The sequence below is a fragment of the Rubripirellula tenax genome (assembly GCF_007860125.1).
GTDB classification, from domain to species: Bacteria; Planctomycetota; Planctomycetia; order Pirellulales; family Pirellulaceae; genus Rubripirellula; species Rubripirellula tenax.
In genome coordinates this window covers 22,271-37,811 of sequence record NZ_SJPW01000002.1, presented here as the reverse complement: position 1 = coordinate 37,811, position 15,541 = coordinate 22,271, and the positions used below count along the sequence as shown (strand labels likewise).

Genomic DNA, 15,541 nt, shown 5'->3' with positions numbered 1-15,541 from the left:
GCCGATCCGCAGCCCAACTGACTCTTTCAAAATTCGCACGACCGAAAAATATAATCGCGACGCGTAAGCGGGTGAATCGGCGGCGATTTAGCGAAAACGGTGTGAAAACGCAGATGCTAGCCAACGATCTACTTCGATAGAGGCGAGATCACAGCGATCAAGTGTTGGCCATCCGGTGTCATCAAAGGGTCGCGAATGGCGAAGTCCGATGGCAGATGCGGAAAACCGGCCACAATGGCTGCCCCTTGGATGGAGATGCGAATCGGCTGCACCACACGATTCTTCTTGGCAGCCATCAAAATCCACCGATTGTCAGGCGTAAAGTCCATGACACCCCCTAACGGAATCGAAACCGCTGGGTGATCCATCTTCAAAAATCGCATCGACGAGATGCCTTTGTCTAAATCGACAACGGCAATGGCCGGTCGCCGCGTGTCTTTCGGTTCGCCGGCCACCACCGCCAAACGTCCGCGACGACTGACATTGAAACGGAACCTGAGCGATGAAAACGGTGAATCATCAGGCTCCCACGCATTGCGTTTTTCTCCCGTCGCAAGATCGTACGTCCTTAGTACATTGGAGGCGGCCGAATTGCCTTCGTTGTCCGTGCCGCTGCGATAGACCAACGTTCTGCCGTCAGATGTCCATCGAACGCCCCAAGCATAGTGATCGTCAATCATCTGCTTTTCAGTTCCATCGACCTTCATCAACCAAATCGATTGTCCGCTAGCACCCTCGGGGACTCCAAACTGCGATGCGCGACTGAAAGCGACATGACTTCCGTCGGGCGACAAGGCGGGAATCACACCATCGGAAACAACCTTGGCATCGGAACCGTCGATGTTCGCGACGATCACGCGACTGTCGGACCAGTCTTCGCCAACGCCAAGCCGATGCGCGTCAAAAGCAATCTTCGTCCCATCAGAGGAAATCGACGCGGTTCCCTGGCGACCATATTGATGGCTCAACTCAACGTTCTTCAACAGCGGACGAATGACCGATCCATCCGGTTTGAATAGATGAAAGATCCTATGTTTGAAGTCATCGGGGTCGAAGTCAATCGCGTCCGCGTCCGATCGATCGACTAGCTTGATCTGATGAGGCTTCGGGCTTGCGCGAAACGATCCCGTCGCGGTTTGATAGTTGCTGTGGAAAACTTCGAGAGTCACTTCACCCGACGGCACGCCGCTGAATTGACAGATGCCGTCTTGGTCTGTTTCGGATTCTAACTTGATCCCATCATCAATTGTTTCGCCGCTCGTCTGGTTCCAAGAAAGTGATCGCACTCTCGCACTCGATACCGGCCGGTCTGTTGCATCGACGACACGCAACAGCAACTTGCGCCCGGGAAGTAGCCGGACCGACGCATCGGTGCCTTGATCCGGCGTTTGAATTCGAATGGTATTCGGGCTGTACGATTCGGCGGTGACAACCAGCGTGACAGGGATCCTATCATAATCGCCAAAATCAAAAGCCCCGGACGGATTGGTCCGTACCTCCGACGACATCCCGTAGTCCGAATCGGCGATCGCGCAAACCGTCGCATTCTCGATCGGATCACCGCGAAAGTCAGTGACGACTCCGCTGATACGGAACTGTTTGCATAGGACGATGCGAATGTCTTCGACGAAAGCGGAATCGGCGGGCAACTCAAACGCTCGATCAACAAAGTCAGCATGCGAAACCGAAATCCATTTGATGCCGCGATCCACGGAAACTTCAAAGGTGCCGTGTTGATCGGTGGCGATGTCGTTGGTGTATTCGTACCGCCCGTTGTTTGCATCTTTCACCGGGGCCGTCTCGGACCCGCGTCCGGGGGAACCCGTTTATCCATTGGTCAATGTCTTGTTGATGACCATCTGTGCGGTCATCGCGGGCGCGGATGATTTTGTTGCGATTGCAAAGTTTGCCAACACAATGAAGGAGTGGTTTGCAAAGTTCCTTGATATGACCCAAGGGGTCCCTTCGCACGATCGTTTCAACGCGATTCTCAACGCGATTCTGGGCAACGAGATCCACATCACGGATGTCGATATCATCAACCCAATTCTGGGCAAAGAAGACAACCTCGACAAACTATCTATCCTGGATGTCTCGGCTCGCGATTCAACAGGACGGCTGTACGACATCGAAATGCAGACAAGTCGCCCGACAGGTTTGTCGCAACGACTTGCCTACTACACCGCATCTATGTAGGTCAGCCAACTTGGCGAAGGCGACGACTATACGCTGCTGCGGCCCGCCATCAGCATCTGCGTCCTGAACGCGATCATGTTTCGTGGATCGGGTCAAATTCACAGCGATTTCCGGATCCGAAGCCGCGATGGCCATCTCGACCTGACCGATGGGTTACAAATCCATCTTCTTGAGTTGCCAAAGTATGCGGTGCCAAGCGATAGTCGAGTCATCACGGATCCGGTCGAGGCGTGGCAGTACTTCTTCCGCCGCGCCAATGAAATGACTACCCAGGAAATTGAACAACGCTTCAACTCCCCCGCCTTCACCGAAGCCGCCGAAGTACTCGACATGATCCAACGCACTCCACAGCAGCGCAGCCAATACGAACTTCGCCTAAAAGCTCAGCGTGATGATAGAGCAAGGCTCCAGCAGGCGCGGCTAGAAGGTAAGGCCGAAGGCAAAGCCGAAGGAATCATCAAAGCCCTGAGAGGAGTCCTTGGCATAGAGCCAACTTCACTCGATGAGCTGTCGCTTGAGCAACTCGAAACGATCGCGAGTGACCTCCAGCGTCAGATCCGTGAGCGTGGCGTCTAATCGCCGAATTCGCCAACAGATCCAACCGCCCGTTATCGATGCACAACGATGCCAACGACATCCTCGCCTAGTATTCTTCAAAAGGAATCGCGACAGTTGGGGAAACGCTTCGCGCGGGGCAGACACGGGGGTTCGGGATTGAGTCCGAGTTGCGGAACGCACTCGATCAGCGATCGTCAGAATCGTTCAACGACACCACCGGCAAATCGCTCTTCGCCGAACCGCTGCCAGTGAGTTCGATCGCATCCGGGTCGGCGTACTTGGCGACGTCAAAGTGTTTGGTGTAGGTCCCAAAGTCATTGAACGCGTATTTTTTTGCCCACCGGTAAACGAAACTGCGTTCGGGGATTTCGTCGCCCGGTTGGAATTGGCTTCGCCGCGGCGTGACGTTCTTCAGTTCTTCGATCACGGCTTTCCGAGCTGTCGTATCGCGAGCGCCGTGCTTTTCGGCTAGCTGCACCAGCAGGTCCGGCCGCTCCATGATCACACAGCCTCGCGTGTGCTGGGCCGTCAATTCGCGAAAGTCCTTCAAGAATTCGGACTTGTTCATCGTTTCGGCCAGCGGACGGTCGTCGTGAATCGATTCGGTCGCCAACTGGATCACCGGACACGGTTCGATGTCGCCCCACGGTCCGACGTGGTGAGTAAATCCGGTCGCCGCCGGACACAACGCATTGCCCGCGTCGTCATGGTAGGCGTCGATGACAACGATCGGCTTGTTGACTCGTGTGTCAACGACAAACTGCCGCACGCGACGTTGCTCTTCGCTGGAAAGGGATAACGCTTGGTTCGGTTCGGGACCGACCGGGCGATAGATATGGAACCAACAATACATGACTCCCATTTCGATCAGCCGATCGACCCATTCGTCGCGCACCAAGTCGTCGATGTTCGATTTGCAAACGCTGGTGCAAACGCCGACCAATAACTTGTGCCGCAGCGCCGTTTCCAGACCCTTCATCGTTTGGCTAAGTACTCCTTCGCGACCGCGGCGAGTATCGCTGATGATCTCGCTGCCCTCGACGCTGATCAGCGGTGTCACATTGCCGAGACGTCGCAACTCCACGGCGACTTCGTCGGTGATGAAGTGTCCGTTGGTGAAGACTTGGAAGTAGACGTCGGGGTTGGCGGCAAAGATCTTCAACAAGTCTTTGTGCATGAACGGTTCACCGCCCAAGATGCCGAAGAACCGATTGCCCATCGCTTTCGCTTCGGCGATCGTTTTATTTGCCGCTTCCAGTTCGATTCTGTGCTGCTTGGCGGCAACGTCCACCCAACAACCCTGGCACCGCAGGTTGCAGCTATTGATCACCGACAAATACAGAAACGGCGGAAAGAACTCGCCCCGCTTCAGACGTCGTTTGTGTTTGTGAACGCTGATCAACCCCCCCAGACCAAGCGTCCAAGCAGCTTTCATCAGCAACCGTTTATCGGTTTCGACCAGAAATCGGCGAGCGAGGCGTAGATACATGAAAGTCGGGGGGGAGGCGTGGTCAATGCGGCATAAACCGGGAACGTCCGTCGTTGGCGATCGCCTTCAAGATTAACCCGGTCGGCCGATCTTGGGAAACGCGATGGGATAGAATGTCTTCCACAACCATCCACCGTGAGTACGCGAAACCAGGTTTCTGAGGCGAGCATGATACAACGACAAGTGATTTACGGACTGATGTTGGGCTGTGTATGGGCGACGGTGATCGCTGATTCCGCCCCAGCCCAGCAAATTACACAGCAAGTCGCTCAACAAATCACCCAGCAATCTCCCGCGAGATTTCCGTTCGTCATTCCCGGCGATGACTCGTCCCCGACCGTGACTAGTCGTCGCAGCCTGTTGCCCGCCGAGGCGGGTGACCAGGGCTTCGTCCAACTTCGCGACGGACACTTTTTCGAAGGCGATGATCGGATCCGGTTTTGGGGAATGAACCTTTGCTTTCCCGCCAACTTCCCGACGCACGAAGACGCCGATCTTATCGCGCCGCATTTGGCTAAATCCGGGATCAATGCGGTGCGGTTTCACCACATGGACATGCAGTCCGCGCCCAGCGGCATCTGGAAACCGGTAGGGGCCGATGGCCGCCGCGAATTGGATCCAGAAATGGTGGATCGATTGGACTACTTTCTTGCCAAGTTGCACGACAACGGGATCTATGCGGATTTGAACTTGCACGTCAGCCGCACCTTATCGCCCGAAGAAGGCTACCCTAAACTGGAAGGAGTCCCTTGGTGGGCCGACTTCAACAAATGGGTCATGTACTACGACGGCGACGTTCAAGCGGAAGTCAAACGGTATGCGCGAGAACTGCTGACGCACCGAAATCCCTATCGTCAAGACCGACGACGCGTGGATGATCCGGGCATCGCGCTGGTGGAGATGCTGAACGAAAACTATTTCAGCCAACAAGGCTACGCGCTCTATCGAAAACTTCCCGAACGATTCCAAGCATCCCTGATCGTCGCCTGGAACGATTGGCTTGCGAAGAAATATGGCGACCAAAAAAACTTGGTGAAGTCATGGTCGTCCCAACAGCCACCGATGGGCGACTGGGTGATCGCGGATCACGATTTTGCCAGCGACCTGGGCCAGTGGATCACCTCGTCCGACGACGGATCGGTCAAGCTGCCGCGACGACTGGGCGTGGACGGGCCCAATGCGATGAAAAGTGGTGCGATGAAAAGTGGTGCGATGAAAAGTGGTGCGATGAAAAGCGGCGCGACGAACGCAGTGCGATTCGAACCGGTCGCGGCGATGGAACAAACTCATAAACTGCAATTGGGACGCGACAAGCTATCGGTCACCGCGAACCAACCGATGACGTTAACGTACTGGGTTCGCGCCGATCAGGCTCGCACGTACACCACCGAACTTAGCTCGTCGGCGGGTGGCGAATGGCGCGACCTGGGCATCTTCGAAACGCTCACAGCAACGCCCGCGTGGCAGCAAGTCACTCGCATCATCATCCCCGGCGAAACCATTGTTGATGACGTCGCGTTTCGATTCAGCTTCGCCAACTCGGCGATACCGATCGAATTTGCCGGAGCCTCGCTGCGCCGCGGCAGCCACTCAGACGGCTTGGCCGACGATGAAACGTTGGACCAAAAAAGCGTCCCGATTCCCGGCGAAGGAGCGTACGTGTCGGCGCACATCGACATGAAGCAGTTCATGATCGATACCGAAATCGCGTGGGTCAGCGAATTGAAGTCGTTCTTGATCGATGATCTCGGGGTCAAAGTCCCTATCACGGCCAGCCAAATCAACTATCACACGCCCGAGGTCAACGAGCGACTGAACGACTTCATCGACTTGCACAATTATTGGCACCACCCGATGTTCCCGGCGGATGCGTCATGGGATGCCAATCGCTGGACGGTGGGGAACGATCCGATGGAAGCCGACCCGACACGTTCGTCCTGGCCCGCCAATTCGCTGCTGATGCGATCGAGTTGGCGGTACGCAGGGAAACCCATGACGCTGAGCGAATGGAACTATCCCGAACCGAGTCCGTATTCGGCCGGCTGCGTTTCGATCGCCGCGGTGATCGCGGCGCTACAGGACTGGGACGCGGTGTTCTTCTTTGAGTACGATTCGTCGTCGAAGACTTCGGACGATTGGTTTCGTGACCAAACGGTCAACTTCTTTAGCTTCAATGGCCAACCGGTAAAGATGGCAAATTTTGCGATCTTCGCGAACGTGTTTTTGCGAGGCGATTTGGCGCCGATTCAAAACGAGTTGCAGGCACCGACGGGATCGCCACTTCCCGGCACGTTGGGTTTTTCGCACCGCTTAAGCGTATCGCCAGGCGTTGACGCGGTACCATCGTTTTCTGAACCCGAACCGACGTCACTGGTAACGCCCACCGGATCGGTCGCTTGGAAGTCGTCGCCGCCCGAAATGGGACATTTGAAACTGAACACGCCGGCAACCCAAGGCGTTTGGGGAACGATCGCCGGCCAATCGTTTGAAACCGACCAATTGCGTTTGACGATCGATGCCATCGAACCCAATTATGGGACCGTGGTCATCACGTCGGTCGACGGTGATGCGATCGCAACCAGCAAGCGAATGGTGTTGCTTGCGTCGACCAGCACCGAGAACCAGGCAATGGGCTGGAACGCGGATCGGACCAGCGTCGGCGATACCTGGGGCAACGGTCCGACCACGATTTTGGGCATCAAGGCCTTCGTTCGCATACCAGATGCGGACGGCGCGATCAGGGTTTTTTCGCTTGACGGAACCGGTAAACGCATGTTGCCAATCAAGGTGGAGCACGTCGACGGAACTGCGAAGTTCACGATCTCGGCAGACGACAAAACCCTCTGGTACGAAGTCACTCGCTAATGCTGGTCATTCGAGCTGCCGCAAACCGTGCCACCCGAAACGCTTCTTGGGTGCTAGCGATTCAAGGTAGGGAAGTCCGATTTGGGTGCGTTTCAAACGAATGTTGACGCCGTTAGGCAAAGTTTCATAGCGTTCCCAGTGAAACGCGTTTTCACCGAAACTCACGTTGGTGTCGCCGGGCCTCTAGCAAGTGGGCCCAACGCCGGCGTGGCATGCTAGCGGATGTCCCATTTTGTCTGAATACTTTCTTCCCCGCCATCGCATCGTCCCCTTTGCGATCGACCGTTTATCACCTCGATTGGTGATCACGGTGTTGGTGGCGATCGTCATGTTTGGGTCACTGGTGACACCTAGCCGCGTGGCAGCTCAACCCACCCCGTCGGGCGACGACATCGTCGAATTGAACCTTGCCGGGTCGGTCAGCTTGACCAAACTGGTCGAAGCCGTTTCGAAACAAATGAATGTACGGTTCCTGTACAGCGCCGATTTGGCGAATCGCCAGGTCACGGTCTATACCCCGGCCAAGTTGCCGAAGTCGGCACTTCCCGCGCTGATCGGCAGCCTCTTGAAGGGCGAAAACCTAGCCATCGTCGATTCCGATGTCCCAGGATGGAAACGAATCGTCGATATCGCCGACATGGTGCCCTACGCGAAAACGGGCCAAGCCGGCGAAGTGTTGCGACGCGACGGCCCGGCCGCCGCCGTGACGCAGGTAATCCCCGTCAAACACTTGAATCTGACGCAGTTATCGCAAGCATTCAAAGGGTTCTTGTCCAAGAGCGCCGGCTTCATCACGTTGGCCGACAACGGATTGATTGTTGTTACCGACTATGCCCAGAATGTCCAATCACTCGTCGATCTGTTGGCGGTCCTCGATCGACCGTCCGGTCAACCGATGATCGACTTCTATTTGGTACGCAACCGAAACCCCGCTTCCCTGATCGAGCAGGTTCAATCGCTGTTGGGCGGTGGCGAGGCGAAAACGTCAACGGATAAGTCCGAGTACAAGCTGTTCAATGACTCGTCGGGCAATCGCATCGTCGTTGCGGGTGAGAAGGAGAAAGTGGCCGAGATCATTCGGTTGCTCAAGCAACTCGATTCAGGCACCGATTTTCAAACGCGCGCCTATCGACTTCAGAACATTTCGGCCGAACGAATCGACAAACTGATTCGAGGCTTGGTCAGCAGCGATGAAGCGGAAACCTCCATCGAAACGACCATCGATGAAGAAGGGAACTTGTTGATCGTTCGCGCCGGTGCCGAAGTGCATGGTCAAGTCGAAACCCTGCTGAAAGAATTGGATAAACCAGTCAGCAACAGCAACAGCCCGATTCAGTTCTACAAGCTCAAGAATGCCAACGCCGTCGAAGTTCTGTATTCCCTGCTGGCTTTGCAACAAGCCGCCGGCGTCGACGGTGTCGCCGGATTTGGCGGTGGACTCGGCGGCGGCTTCGGATCGCTCGGCGGGTTGAACGTTGGCGGCGTGGTCCCTGCCGCCGGTTTGGGACTTGGCATGGCGCTCGGCGCCGCGGCCGCTCAACCGGGCGGATTTGGTGATACCGGCGGTCAAAACATCCGCTTGCCCTTCAACAACGGAAACGGCGTCAACAACGCGAACAATTTGGGTGGCATGCAAAATCAAAACCAGGCGCTCAATCCATTGATTGGCAACGCTGGCTTCGGCGGCGTCGCCAACGGCGGCGGCCTGAACGCGGGACTGGGTGGTTTGGGCGCCGCGGGCGGTTTGGGCGGCAGCCAAGTGGCCACATTACCCGGCGGGGCCCGTGTGTCGGCCGACGTCGCGACGAACTCATTGATCGTTTTTGCGCCCAGCAACGTCCAGGCCTTGTACGAAAAACTGATCAAATCGCTTGATCAACGACGTCCGCAAGTGATGATCGAAGCCGACATCATTGCGGTCGATACCACCGACAACTTTTCGCTAGGTGTCGAAGTCTCGCTCGGCGATCGAACGGGCAGCAAGCGGCTGTTCAAGTTCACTTCGTTCGGATTAAGCGAAGTCGACGCGACCAGCGGAGCCTTATCCGTGATCCCCAATTTGGGCTTCAACGGCGTCCTGATCGATCCCGACGTCGCCGATGTGATCGTCCAGGCACTGTCGCGGCACACCCGCAGCCGAGTCCTTGCGTCGCCCAAAATCCTGGTCAATGACAACCAAACCGGCACCCTGGAAAGCGTTGCCAGTGTCCCATTTTTGAGCATCAACACGATCAATACGATCAGCAGCCAGTCGCTCGGAGGCGACCAACAGGCCGGAACCTCGATCACGGTCACGCCTCATATCAACGAAGATGACCACTTGCAGTTAGAATTCGAGGTGGAGTTCAGCACGTTCACCGGGTCCGGCGGCGCCAACCTGCCTCCGCCACGACAAATCGACCGCGTCGGCAGCGTCGTGACGATCCCCGACGGAAAAACCGTTGTGGTCGGCGGTTTGAAGCGAGTCGGCGACAGCAGCACGTTCACAGGGGTGCCGTGGGCCGAGAAGATTCCGTTGCTACGCGAACTGACAAGCATGACCACGTCGGACCAATCGACGACGTCATTTTTCCTATTCATTCGACCGAAAATTTTGCGAGACTCGAAGTTTCGCGATCTCAAGTACTTATCCGACATCGAGGCGCAGGACGCCCAGATACCTGGCGACGATCCCGAAAGTGGCCCGATCCTGATTCCATGCCTGAATCCACCGACATCAATGACAACCCGGTCGATCCGCGAAGTGCCGCACCACGAAAGCGTGCTTCAGCACTGACGGACGCGGCGACGGTCGCCGTCATCTCCGGTGCAAGCCTTGGTGACCCCAACGGTTCACCGGAGTGGTTAGCCAAAGCACTGGGCCGCGACGTCGTCACCAGTCTTTCGGCGTTGAAGGCAGATCCCGGTTTTCTAAAACGATTCGGGATCGCTTACTCGCGGGCGCACCGTGTGATCGGATTTCGCGAAAACGATGCGCTCGTTGTCGCAGTATGCGACCGCAACGGCTACGACCACTTGGACATCATCGGGCGAGCGCTCGGGTGCGCGGCCCAACCGATCCCGGCCACGCAAGCGGCCATCGGTGAGGCCATCAATCTGGCGTATGCCGATCGGTCCAGCCAGGCACAGCAAGTGATCGACTCGATCGACCGCGACAGCGTGCTCAACGAAGTCAACTTGCTTGCTTCGCGAGAAGACTTGCTGGACACCGAAGGCCGCGCGCCGATCATTCGGCTGGTCAACCACTTGTTGTTCGATGCCGTCAAAGCAGGAGCCTCCGACGTCCACATTCAACCCTACGAAGATCGTGTCGTCGTCCGCCAGCGGATCGACGGCGTGCTGTTCGACAGCTTCGAGATCCCGAAAACGGCCCAAGAAGAAGTGCTGACCCGGATCAAGGTGCTCGGCAAAATGAACATCGCCGAAAAACGATTGCCCCAGGACGGACGGGCCACGGTCCAGTTGGGTGACCGCACTGTCGACTTGCGGATCGCATCGTTGCCGACCAGTCATAACGAACGAATTGTCATCCGGTTGCTCGATAAGAGCGCGCGACTGTACTCGCTTGCCGAGTTGGGCATGCCGCCGCATTACTTTGACATCTTCCGACGATTGATCTCGCGCGACCACGGCATGGTGCTGGTGACCGGACCGACCGGCAGCGGCAAAAGCACAACGCTTTATGGAGCACTGCAAGAGATCGACTCAACGGACCTGAACGTGCTGACGCTTGAGGATCCGATCGAGTACCAACTGGACGGAATCAGCCAAACGCAGATCAACGAAAAGAAGGGCATGACGTTCGCATCCGGAATGCGCAGCGTCTTGCGGCAAGACCCCGACATCATCATGGTCGGTGAAATTCGCGATGCGGAAACGGCCGTGATGGCGATCCAGGCTTCGTTGACCGGCCACTTGGTGTTCAGCACGCTGCACACCAACGATGCCGCCAGCGCGGTGACGCGATTATTGGACCTAGGGATCGAACCGTACTTGGTAAGCAGTTCGTTGGTGGCGTCACTCGCACAACGATTGGTGCGAAAACTTTGCGGCCAGTGCAAACAGCCTGATCCCAATGCGCTAGGCCGTTTGCCCAAACCGCCGGATTCGTTGCTGGCCGATCAAGGAATCACGCTTGCCGATTTGAAGGGCGTCTATCGACCGGTCGGTTGCCCAGAATGTCGACAAACCGGTTTTCGAGGACGCGTTGGTTTGTTCGAGCTCTTGGTGGTCGACGACACCTGTCGCGACTTGATCCAATCACGCGGCAACGCCTCGCAAATTCGCGACGCCGGTTTGGCGGCGGGAATGCACCTGTTGTCGACCGACGGAGTCTTGAAGATCCATCAGGGTATCACGACGCTTGACGAAGTGATGCGGGTAACGTCGCTATGACCGTCTACTCTTACAGCGGCGTCGGCCGCGATTCGCAAACCGTTCGCGGAACCGTTGCCGCCGACACACCGCGGCAAGCCCGCGACCAACTGCGGGCCGAAGGCGTTCGCGTTCGCAAATTGGACGAGTGCCAAACGTCAGCGCCGTCGCGCGGTTGGCGGCCGAATTTTTCATTGACGTCGACGAAAGTGCAATGGTCGACTGCGGTTCACGAGTTGGCGATGATGTTGCACGCGGGCATTCCGATGCTGGACGCACTGGACACGATCACCGATCAGAACACCGGCCCGTTTCGCGCCGCGATGCTGGGCGTCCGCGACAAGGTGGCGGCCGGATCGTCGCTGGCCGAATCGCTGGCCGCGCGACCGGATCTGTTCGATGCCGCATCGGTCCACATGGTCGAAGTCGGCGAGAACTCCGGCACACTCGATTCCGTGCTGACACAGCTTGCCGACTTCAAACGCAAACAATTGAATCTGCGAGACAACGTCACGACGGCGATGGTCTATCCGCTGTTCTTGGTTTTCTTTGGCGGCGCCGCGGGTCTGTTCTTGATGACGTGGGTGTTGCCACCGCTGCTAGAAAACTTGCAAGAGACGATGGACGTTTTGCCGTGGCCGACCCGCGTCGCAAAAGGCATCAGCGACCTATTGTTGTCGTACGGTTGGTTGATCGCAATCTTGGCGGTCTTTGCGATCGGCGCCGGTGTGTTTGGGCTGCGGACCGAAGCGGGAAAGACGTTTTGGCATCGAACGATGCTGCGACTGCCGATCATCGGACCGATGGCGGTCAAGCAAGGCGTGGCCCGAATTGCGATGATCATTGCGACGCTGTCACGCAGCGGTGTCGAATTGACGCGTGCGGTCGAACTCGCCGAGCGTTCAACCGAAAATGTCATCTTCAAAGGGGCTCTGCATCAATGTGGTGAACGAATCGCGGCCGGAGAGGAGGTCGCCGAGGCGCTTCAGCAAAGCGGTGCTTTCCCACCGTTGGCGGTACGAGTCTTTTCGGTTGGGCAAGAATCGGGGAAACTGGACGAAATGTTATTTCGGCTTGCCGATGATTACGATGCACAGGTAGCAACGGCATCGGCGAGGTTGACGGCGCTGCTGGAACCTGTCCTGATCTTGTTCTTGGCCGCAATGGTCGGCTTTTTGTTGTTGGCAACGATCCTTCCGATCTTGGAGGCGGGGAATGTTCAATAGATTTCATTGCACACGAACGACGGACGACGTCCGCATTGAAAAATTTTTGGTTCACGAGCCATCGCATCGTAGTAGCCGCCGACGACACGCTTTCTCGCTGGTTGAGTTGATTGTGGTGATGGTGATCCTGGGCATGCTGGCCGGATTGGTCGCCGTGCGTACGCGAGGCTATTTGATCTCGTCGAAACAGAACGCTGCCAAAGCCGAGATCGCAAACATCGTCAAGGCGATCGAAACGTTCTATGCCGACCAGGGACGTTACCCCACCACCGACGAGGGGCTAGACATTTTGGTGCAGGGCACCGATTCATGGCCGGACGGGTTTCTAAACAAGTTGCCCCGAGATCCTTGGAAGAACCCGTACGAATACATCAGCCCCGGCACAACCGAACCTTACGAAGTGATCTCGCTCGGTGCCGACGGACGCGAAGGCGGGGAAGCCGAAAACTCTGATTTTTCAAGTGAAGCGTTGGGCTCGGATGCGTAACGGATTCACCCTGATCGAGTTAGTGATCGTGATCGCCATCACCGCATTGTTGGCGACGATTGCGGCACTCTCACTCGGCGGTGTGATGGATCGTTATCGACTCGGCCGCGCCGCCGAAACGGTTGAAATGTTCGACGCGCGGGCGCGACGCGAAGCCCGAGTAACCGGCGAAGCAGTTGCCGCGACGATTGATCGCGCCAAGGGCCGATTCAAGGTCGACGCAGTCGGAACGGATCACGATCGCCAGTATCGATTGCCGGGCCGAGTCGCGATCACAGACATGCGTCTGCACCGGAGCTTCGCAGCCGGATCCGCATTGTCGATAAAATTCGACCGCGATGGTCACGGGCCAACGTACGCCATTGAACTGACTCGCGGAAACATGAAACGATGGCTAGTCATGCTAGGTGCGAGCGGCCAAGTCGTTTCGCTGGACTCGGAAGGAGAGGTCGATGAACTCTTCTCGTTATAGACGCGAACGATCGTCGGCTTTCACGTTGATGGAGGTCGTCGTTGGATTAGCGATCATGGCCGGCGTGATGGTCAGTTCGTTGCTGGCATTCGGGGCACACCAACGTGCTCGCCGCACGGCCGAATCGAAATTGACGGCCGTTCGCGTGGCCGACGAACTGCTTAGCCAATTGTCAGCCGGTCGCGGCGGAGTACCCGCAAGCGATCGTGGCCTGATCGCCGGGCAACCGGGCTGGTGGTGGCAAACCGAGTGGATCGGAACAGCCGCACCGGCCGGCATTCCCGTTGGCGTCATCGCGTTTCGAATACTGGAAGTGTCGCCCGATGGATCACCGCGAACGCTCGCACGAGTCGATATTGTTAAGGGGACAAAGTGAAACTTCGCAACCCTTCGCATCGCCGGGCGTTCACGTTGATCGAGTTGGTCGCATCGGCGGTGCTGACAGCCATGATGATGGCGGCGCTGATGGGCGTGGTGTGGTCGTCGGTGCGGCAATCGGCCGAACTCCGTGTTGCCGAGGTCGATCGGTTTCCGATCACGATCCTGGCCGAACAACTGCGGCTGGACCTGCAAAACGCGCGTGGCATGACGACGATCCCCGGCGGTGTGATGCTGCACGGATTTTTGGGCGACGGATCCACGCCCGGTCGAGTCGCCTACAACATCAAGCCGTTGAAGTCCCAGACCGTGTTGGTGCGCACCGATGGCAAGTCAGCCGAGATCGTTTGGGTCGGTGCGACTTCTCTGGTGATCGAATCGCTCAGCATTTCCGAACGACAAGAGGGCGACTTACCGATGGATGAAACGGGTGGACTTGCCGAAGTTCCGCCCGTCTTTCGTGCGACCTTGATGGGCCGCGGCGGACGTATTTTGTTTCGCGAGGTGATGCAACATCATGACGCGTAAATTTCATCGCATCGACAATCGCCACGGATACGTTTTATTGGTCGTTATCGCCGTTTCTGTTCTGGTCATCACTGCGCTTTCGTCGCTTGCCAAGGTCAGCTTGCGGCGCGGCCTCGAAGCCGCCGATGCCGAACGGTCGTTGCGAGTGCGGTGGGGTGCGTTGACGTTAGAGCAAGCGATGATGAAAGAAATCACAACCGTTTTCGAACTGCAAGAAAAACGTTATGCCGAAACCTCGCCCGGAGTACCGCCGCCTTCGACCATCCGGGCGGCATTGACGCTCTCGGGCGTGACATTCGACATGTTGCTAGGCGACGAAGACGCGAAACTGAACCTGAACGCGCTGTATCACACTGCCGGGCTCGAGAAAGCCGAACAACAGATCACCAAGGTCATCGGCCCCACGGTTCCGGGAACGGTGCGTTTGCGACCGGTCGTCCAACCGATGGAACTGAGCCGCTTGAAGGACAGCCGAAAGGATGAAGACGACGCGTCCGAGGTAGACGATGCCGAGACGCCGGAAATCCCGGCGGCGTTCCGCAGTTGGGGCGAAGTCTTCGACGTCGTCGCACTCGAAGAACAGGCCGGTTCCGACTTGGTCTTGCCGGCGATTACCAGCGAAATCACATTATGGGGCAACGGTGCGCTGAACATTCGGCGTGCTTCGGACGAAGCAATCGTGGCGGTGGTCAGCACCGTCATCCAGGATGGGGGCGCCAGCAAGTTCCTGAAGCGTCTTCGCAGCAGTGCGACCGTGACCTTGGGCGTGGTGTTGCAGACCGAGATATCGGATGAAGGCGATCGCCGCGACGTGGCTCGGTTGATATCCGAAACAAGCACCAACTATTCCCTCTGGCTCGACGCGTCGACGCCCGGCGGAAACCGCTTGCGTACATTTGCGGCAACCCGCCGAGACGAAAGCGGCGTCACGCGTCACACGCGTTTTGCATACTGATAATCGAGCCGAC

At 57.2% G+C, this 15,541-nt stretch carries 11 protein-coding genes and 1 pseudogene; 10 read left to right on the top strand and 2 right to left on the bottom strand.

From position 1 onward, the window contains the following. Nucleotides 1-128: 128 nt before the first annotated feature. On the bottom strand, nt 129-1,790 hold the full coding sequence (locus Poly51_RS05825) for a carboxypeptidase regulatory-like domain-containing protein (protein WP_146455345.1): 1,662 nt from the start codon (nt 1,788-1,790) through the stop codon (nt 129-131). Between Poly51_RS05825 and Poly51_RS05815 the strand changes: the two are divergent. Next, nucleotides 1,747-2,772, top strand: a pseudogene (locus Poly51_RS05815) (Rpn family recombination-promoting nuclease/putative transposase). The gene Poly51_RS05825 and the pseudogene Poly51_RS05815 overlap by 44 nt on opposite strands. Before the next feature lie 166 nt (nt 2,773-2,938). Here the strand turns inward: Poly51_RS05815 and Poly51_RS05810 are convergent. Continuing rightward, nucleotides 2,939-4,243 (bottom strand): radical SAM protein, encoded by a 1,305-nt coding sequence (locus tag Poly51_RS05810; RefSeq protein WP_146455339.1) that lies wholly within the window; start codon nt 4,241-4,243, stop codon nt 2,939-2,941. A 168-nt stretch (nt 4,244-4,411) separates the two neighbouring features. On the opposite strand from Poly51_RS05810, the gene Poly51_RS05805 reads away from it, so the two are divergent. From Poly51_RS05805 to Poly51_RS05765, 9 genes are all read left to right on the top strand, one after another. Beyond that, complete coding sequence (locus tag Poly51_RS05805) at nt 4,412-7,108, top strand: hypothetical protein (RefSeq protein WP_146455337.1); 2,697 nt, start codon at nt 4,412-4,414, stop codon at nt 7,106-7,108. A gap of 232 nt (nt 7,109-7,340) precedes the next feature. Next, on the top strand, nt 7,341-9,884 hold the full coding sequence (locus Poly51_RS05800; RefSeq protein ID WP_146455335.1) for a secretin N-terminal domain-containing protein: 2,544 nt from the start codon (nt 7,341-7,343) through the stop codon (nt 9,882-9,884). Then, nucleotides 9,806-11,503 (top strand): GspE/PulE family protein, encoded by a 1,698-nt coding sequence (locus Poly51_RS05795; protein WP_146455333.1) that lies wholly within the window; start codon nt 9,806-9,808, stop codon nt 11,501-11,503. The genes Poly51_RS05800 and Poly51_RS05795 overlap by 79 nt, the downstream gene beginning before the upstream one ends. Continuing rightward, nucleotides 11,500-12,708 carry a type II secretion system F family protein gene (locus Poly51_RS05790; protein ID WP_146455331.1) on the top strand — a complete coding sequence of 403 codons (1,209 nt, stop codon included), beginning with the start codon at nt 11,500-11,502 and terminating at the stop codon, nt 12,706-12,708. Before Poly51_RS05795 ends, Poly51_RS05790 begins: the two co-directional genes overlap by 4 nt. After that, nucleotides 12,698-13,195, top strand: coding sequence for a type II secretion system major pseudopilin GspG (gene gspG / locus Poly51_RS05785; RefSeq protein ID WP_146455329.1), 498 nt, complete (start codon nt 12,698-12,700; stop codon nt 13,193-13,195). Before Poly51_RS05790 ends, gspG begins: the two co-directional genes overlap by 11 nt. Next, nucleotides 13,170-13,667 carry a pilus assembly FimT family protein gene (locus tag Poly51_RS05780; protein WP_146455326.1) on the top strand — a complete coding sequence of 166 codons (498 nt, stop codon included), beginning with the start codon at nt 13,170-13,172 and terminating at the stop codon, nt 13,665-13,667. Before gspG ends, Poly51_RS05780 begins: the two co-directional genes overlap by 26 nt. Then, nucleotides 13,648-14,043 (top strand): type II secretion system protein, encoded by a 396-nt coding sequence (locus Poly51_RS05775; protein WP_146455324.1) that lies wholly within the window; start codon nt 13,648-13,650, stop codon nt 14,041-14,043. Before Poly51_RS05780 ends, Poly51_RS05775 begins: the two co-directional genes overlap by 20 nt. After that, complete coding sequence (locus tag Poly51_RS05770; protein WP_146455322.1) at nt 14,040-14,573, top strand: type II secretion system protein; 534 nt, start codon at nt 14,040-14,042, stop codon at nt 14,571-14,573. The genes Poly51_RS05775 and Poly51_RS05770 overlap by 4 nt, the downstream gene beginning before the upstream one ends. Then, on the top strand, nt 14,563-15,528 hold the full coding sequence (locus Poly51_RS05765; RefSeq protein ID WP_146455320.1) for a hypothetical protein: 966 nt from the start codon (nt 14,563-14,565) through the stop codon (nt 15,526-15,528). The genes Poly51_RS05770 and Poly51_RS05765 overlap by 11 nt, the downstream gene beginning before the upstream one ends. Nucleotides 15,529-15,541 lie beyond the last annotated feature (13 nt).

What these genes read in the sequence shown, in the direction of transcription:
- Poly51_RS05805 (WP_146455337.1), top strand. Translation starts at nt 4,412, where the DNA reads ATGATACAACGACAAGTGATTTACGGACTGATGTTGGGCTGTGTATGG.
- Poly51_RS05795 (WP_146455333.1), top strand. Translation starts at nt 9,806, where the DNA reads ATGCCTGAATCCACCGACATCAATGACAACCCGGTCGATCCGCGAAGT.
- Poly51_RS05790 (WP_146455331.1), top strand. Translation starts at nt 11,500, where the DNA reads ATGACCGTCTACTCTTACAGCGGCGTCGGCCGCGATTCGCAAACCGTT.
- gspG (WP_146455329.1), top strand. Translation starts at nt 12,698, where the DNA reads ATGTTCAATAGATTTCATTGCACACGAACGACGGACGACGTCCGCATT.
- Poly51_RS05810 (WP_146455339.1), bottom strand. Translation starts at nt 4,243, where the DNA reads ATGTATCTACGCCTCGCTCGCCGATTTCTGGTCGAAACCGATAAACGG.
- Poly51_RS05765 (WP_146455320.1), top strand. Translation starts at nt 14,563, where the DNA reads ATGACGCGTAAATTTCATCGCATCGACAATCGCCACGGATACGTTTTA.
- Poly51_RS05775 (WP_146455324.1), top strand. Translation starts at nt 13,648, where the DNA reads ATGAACTCTTCTCGTTATAGACGCGAACGATCGTCGGCTTTCACGTTG.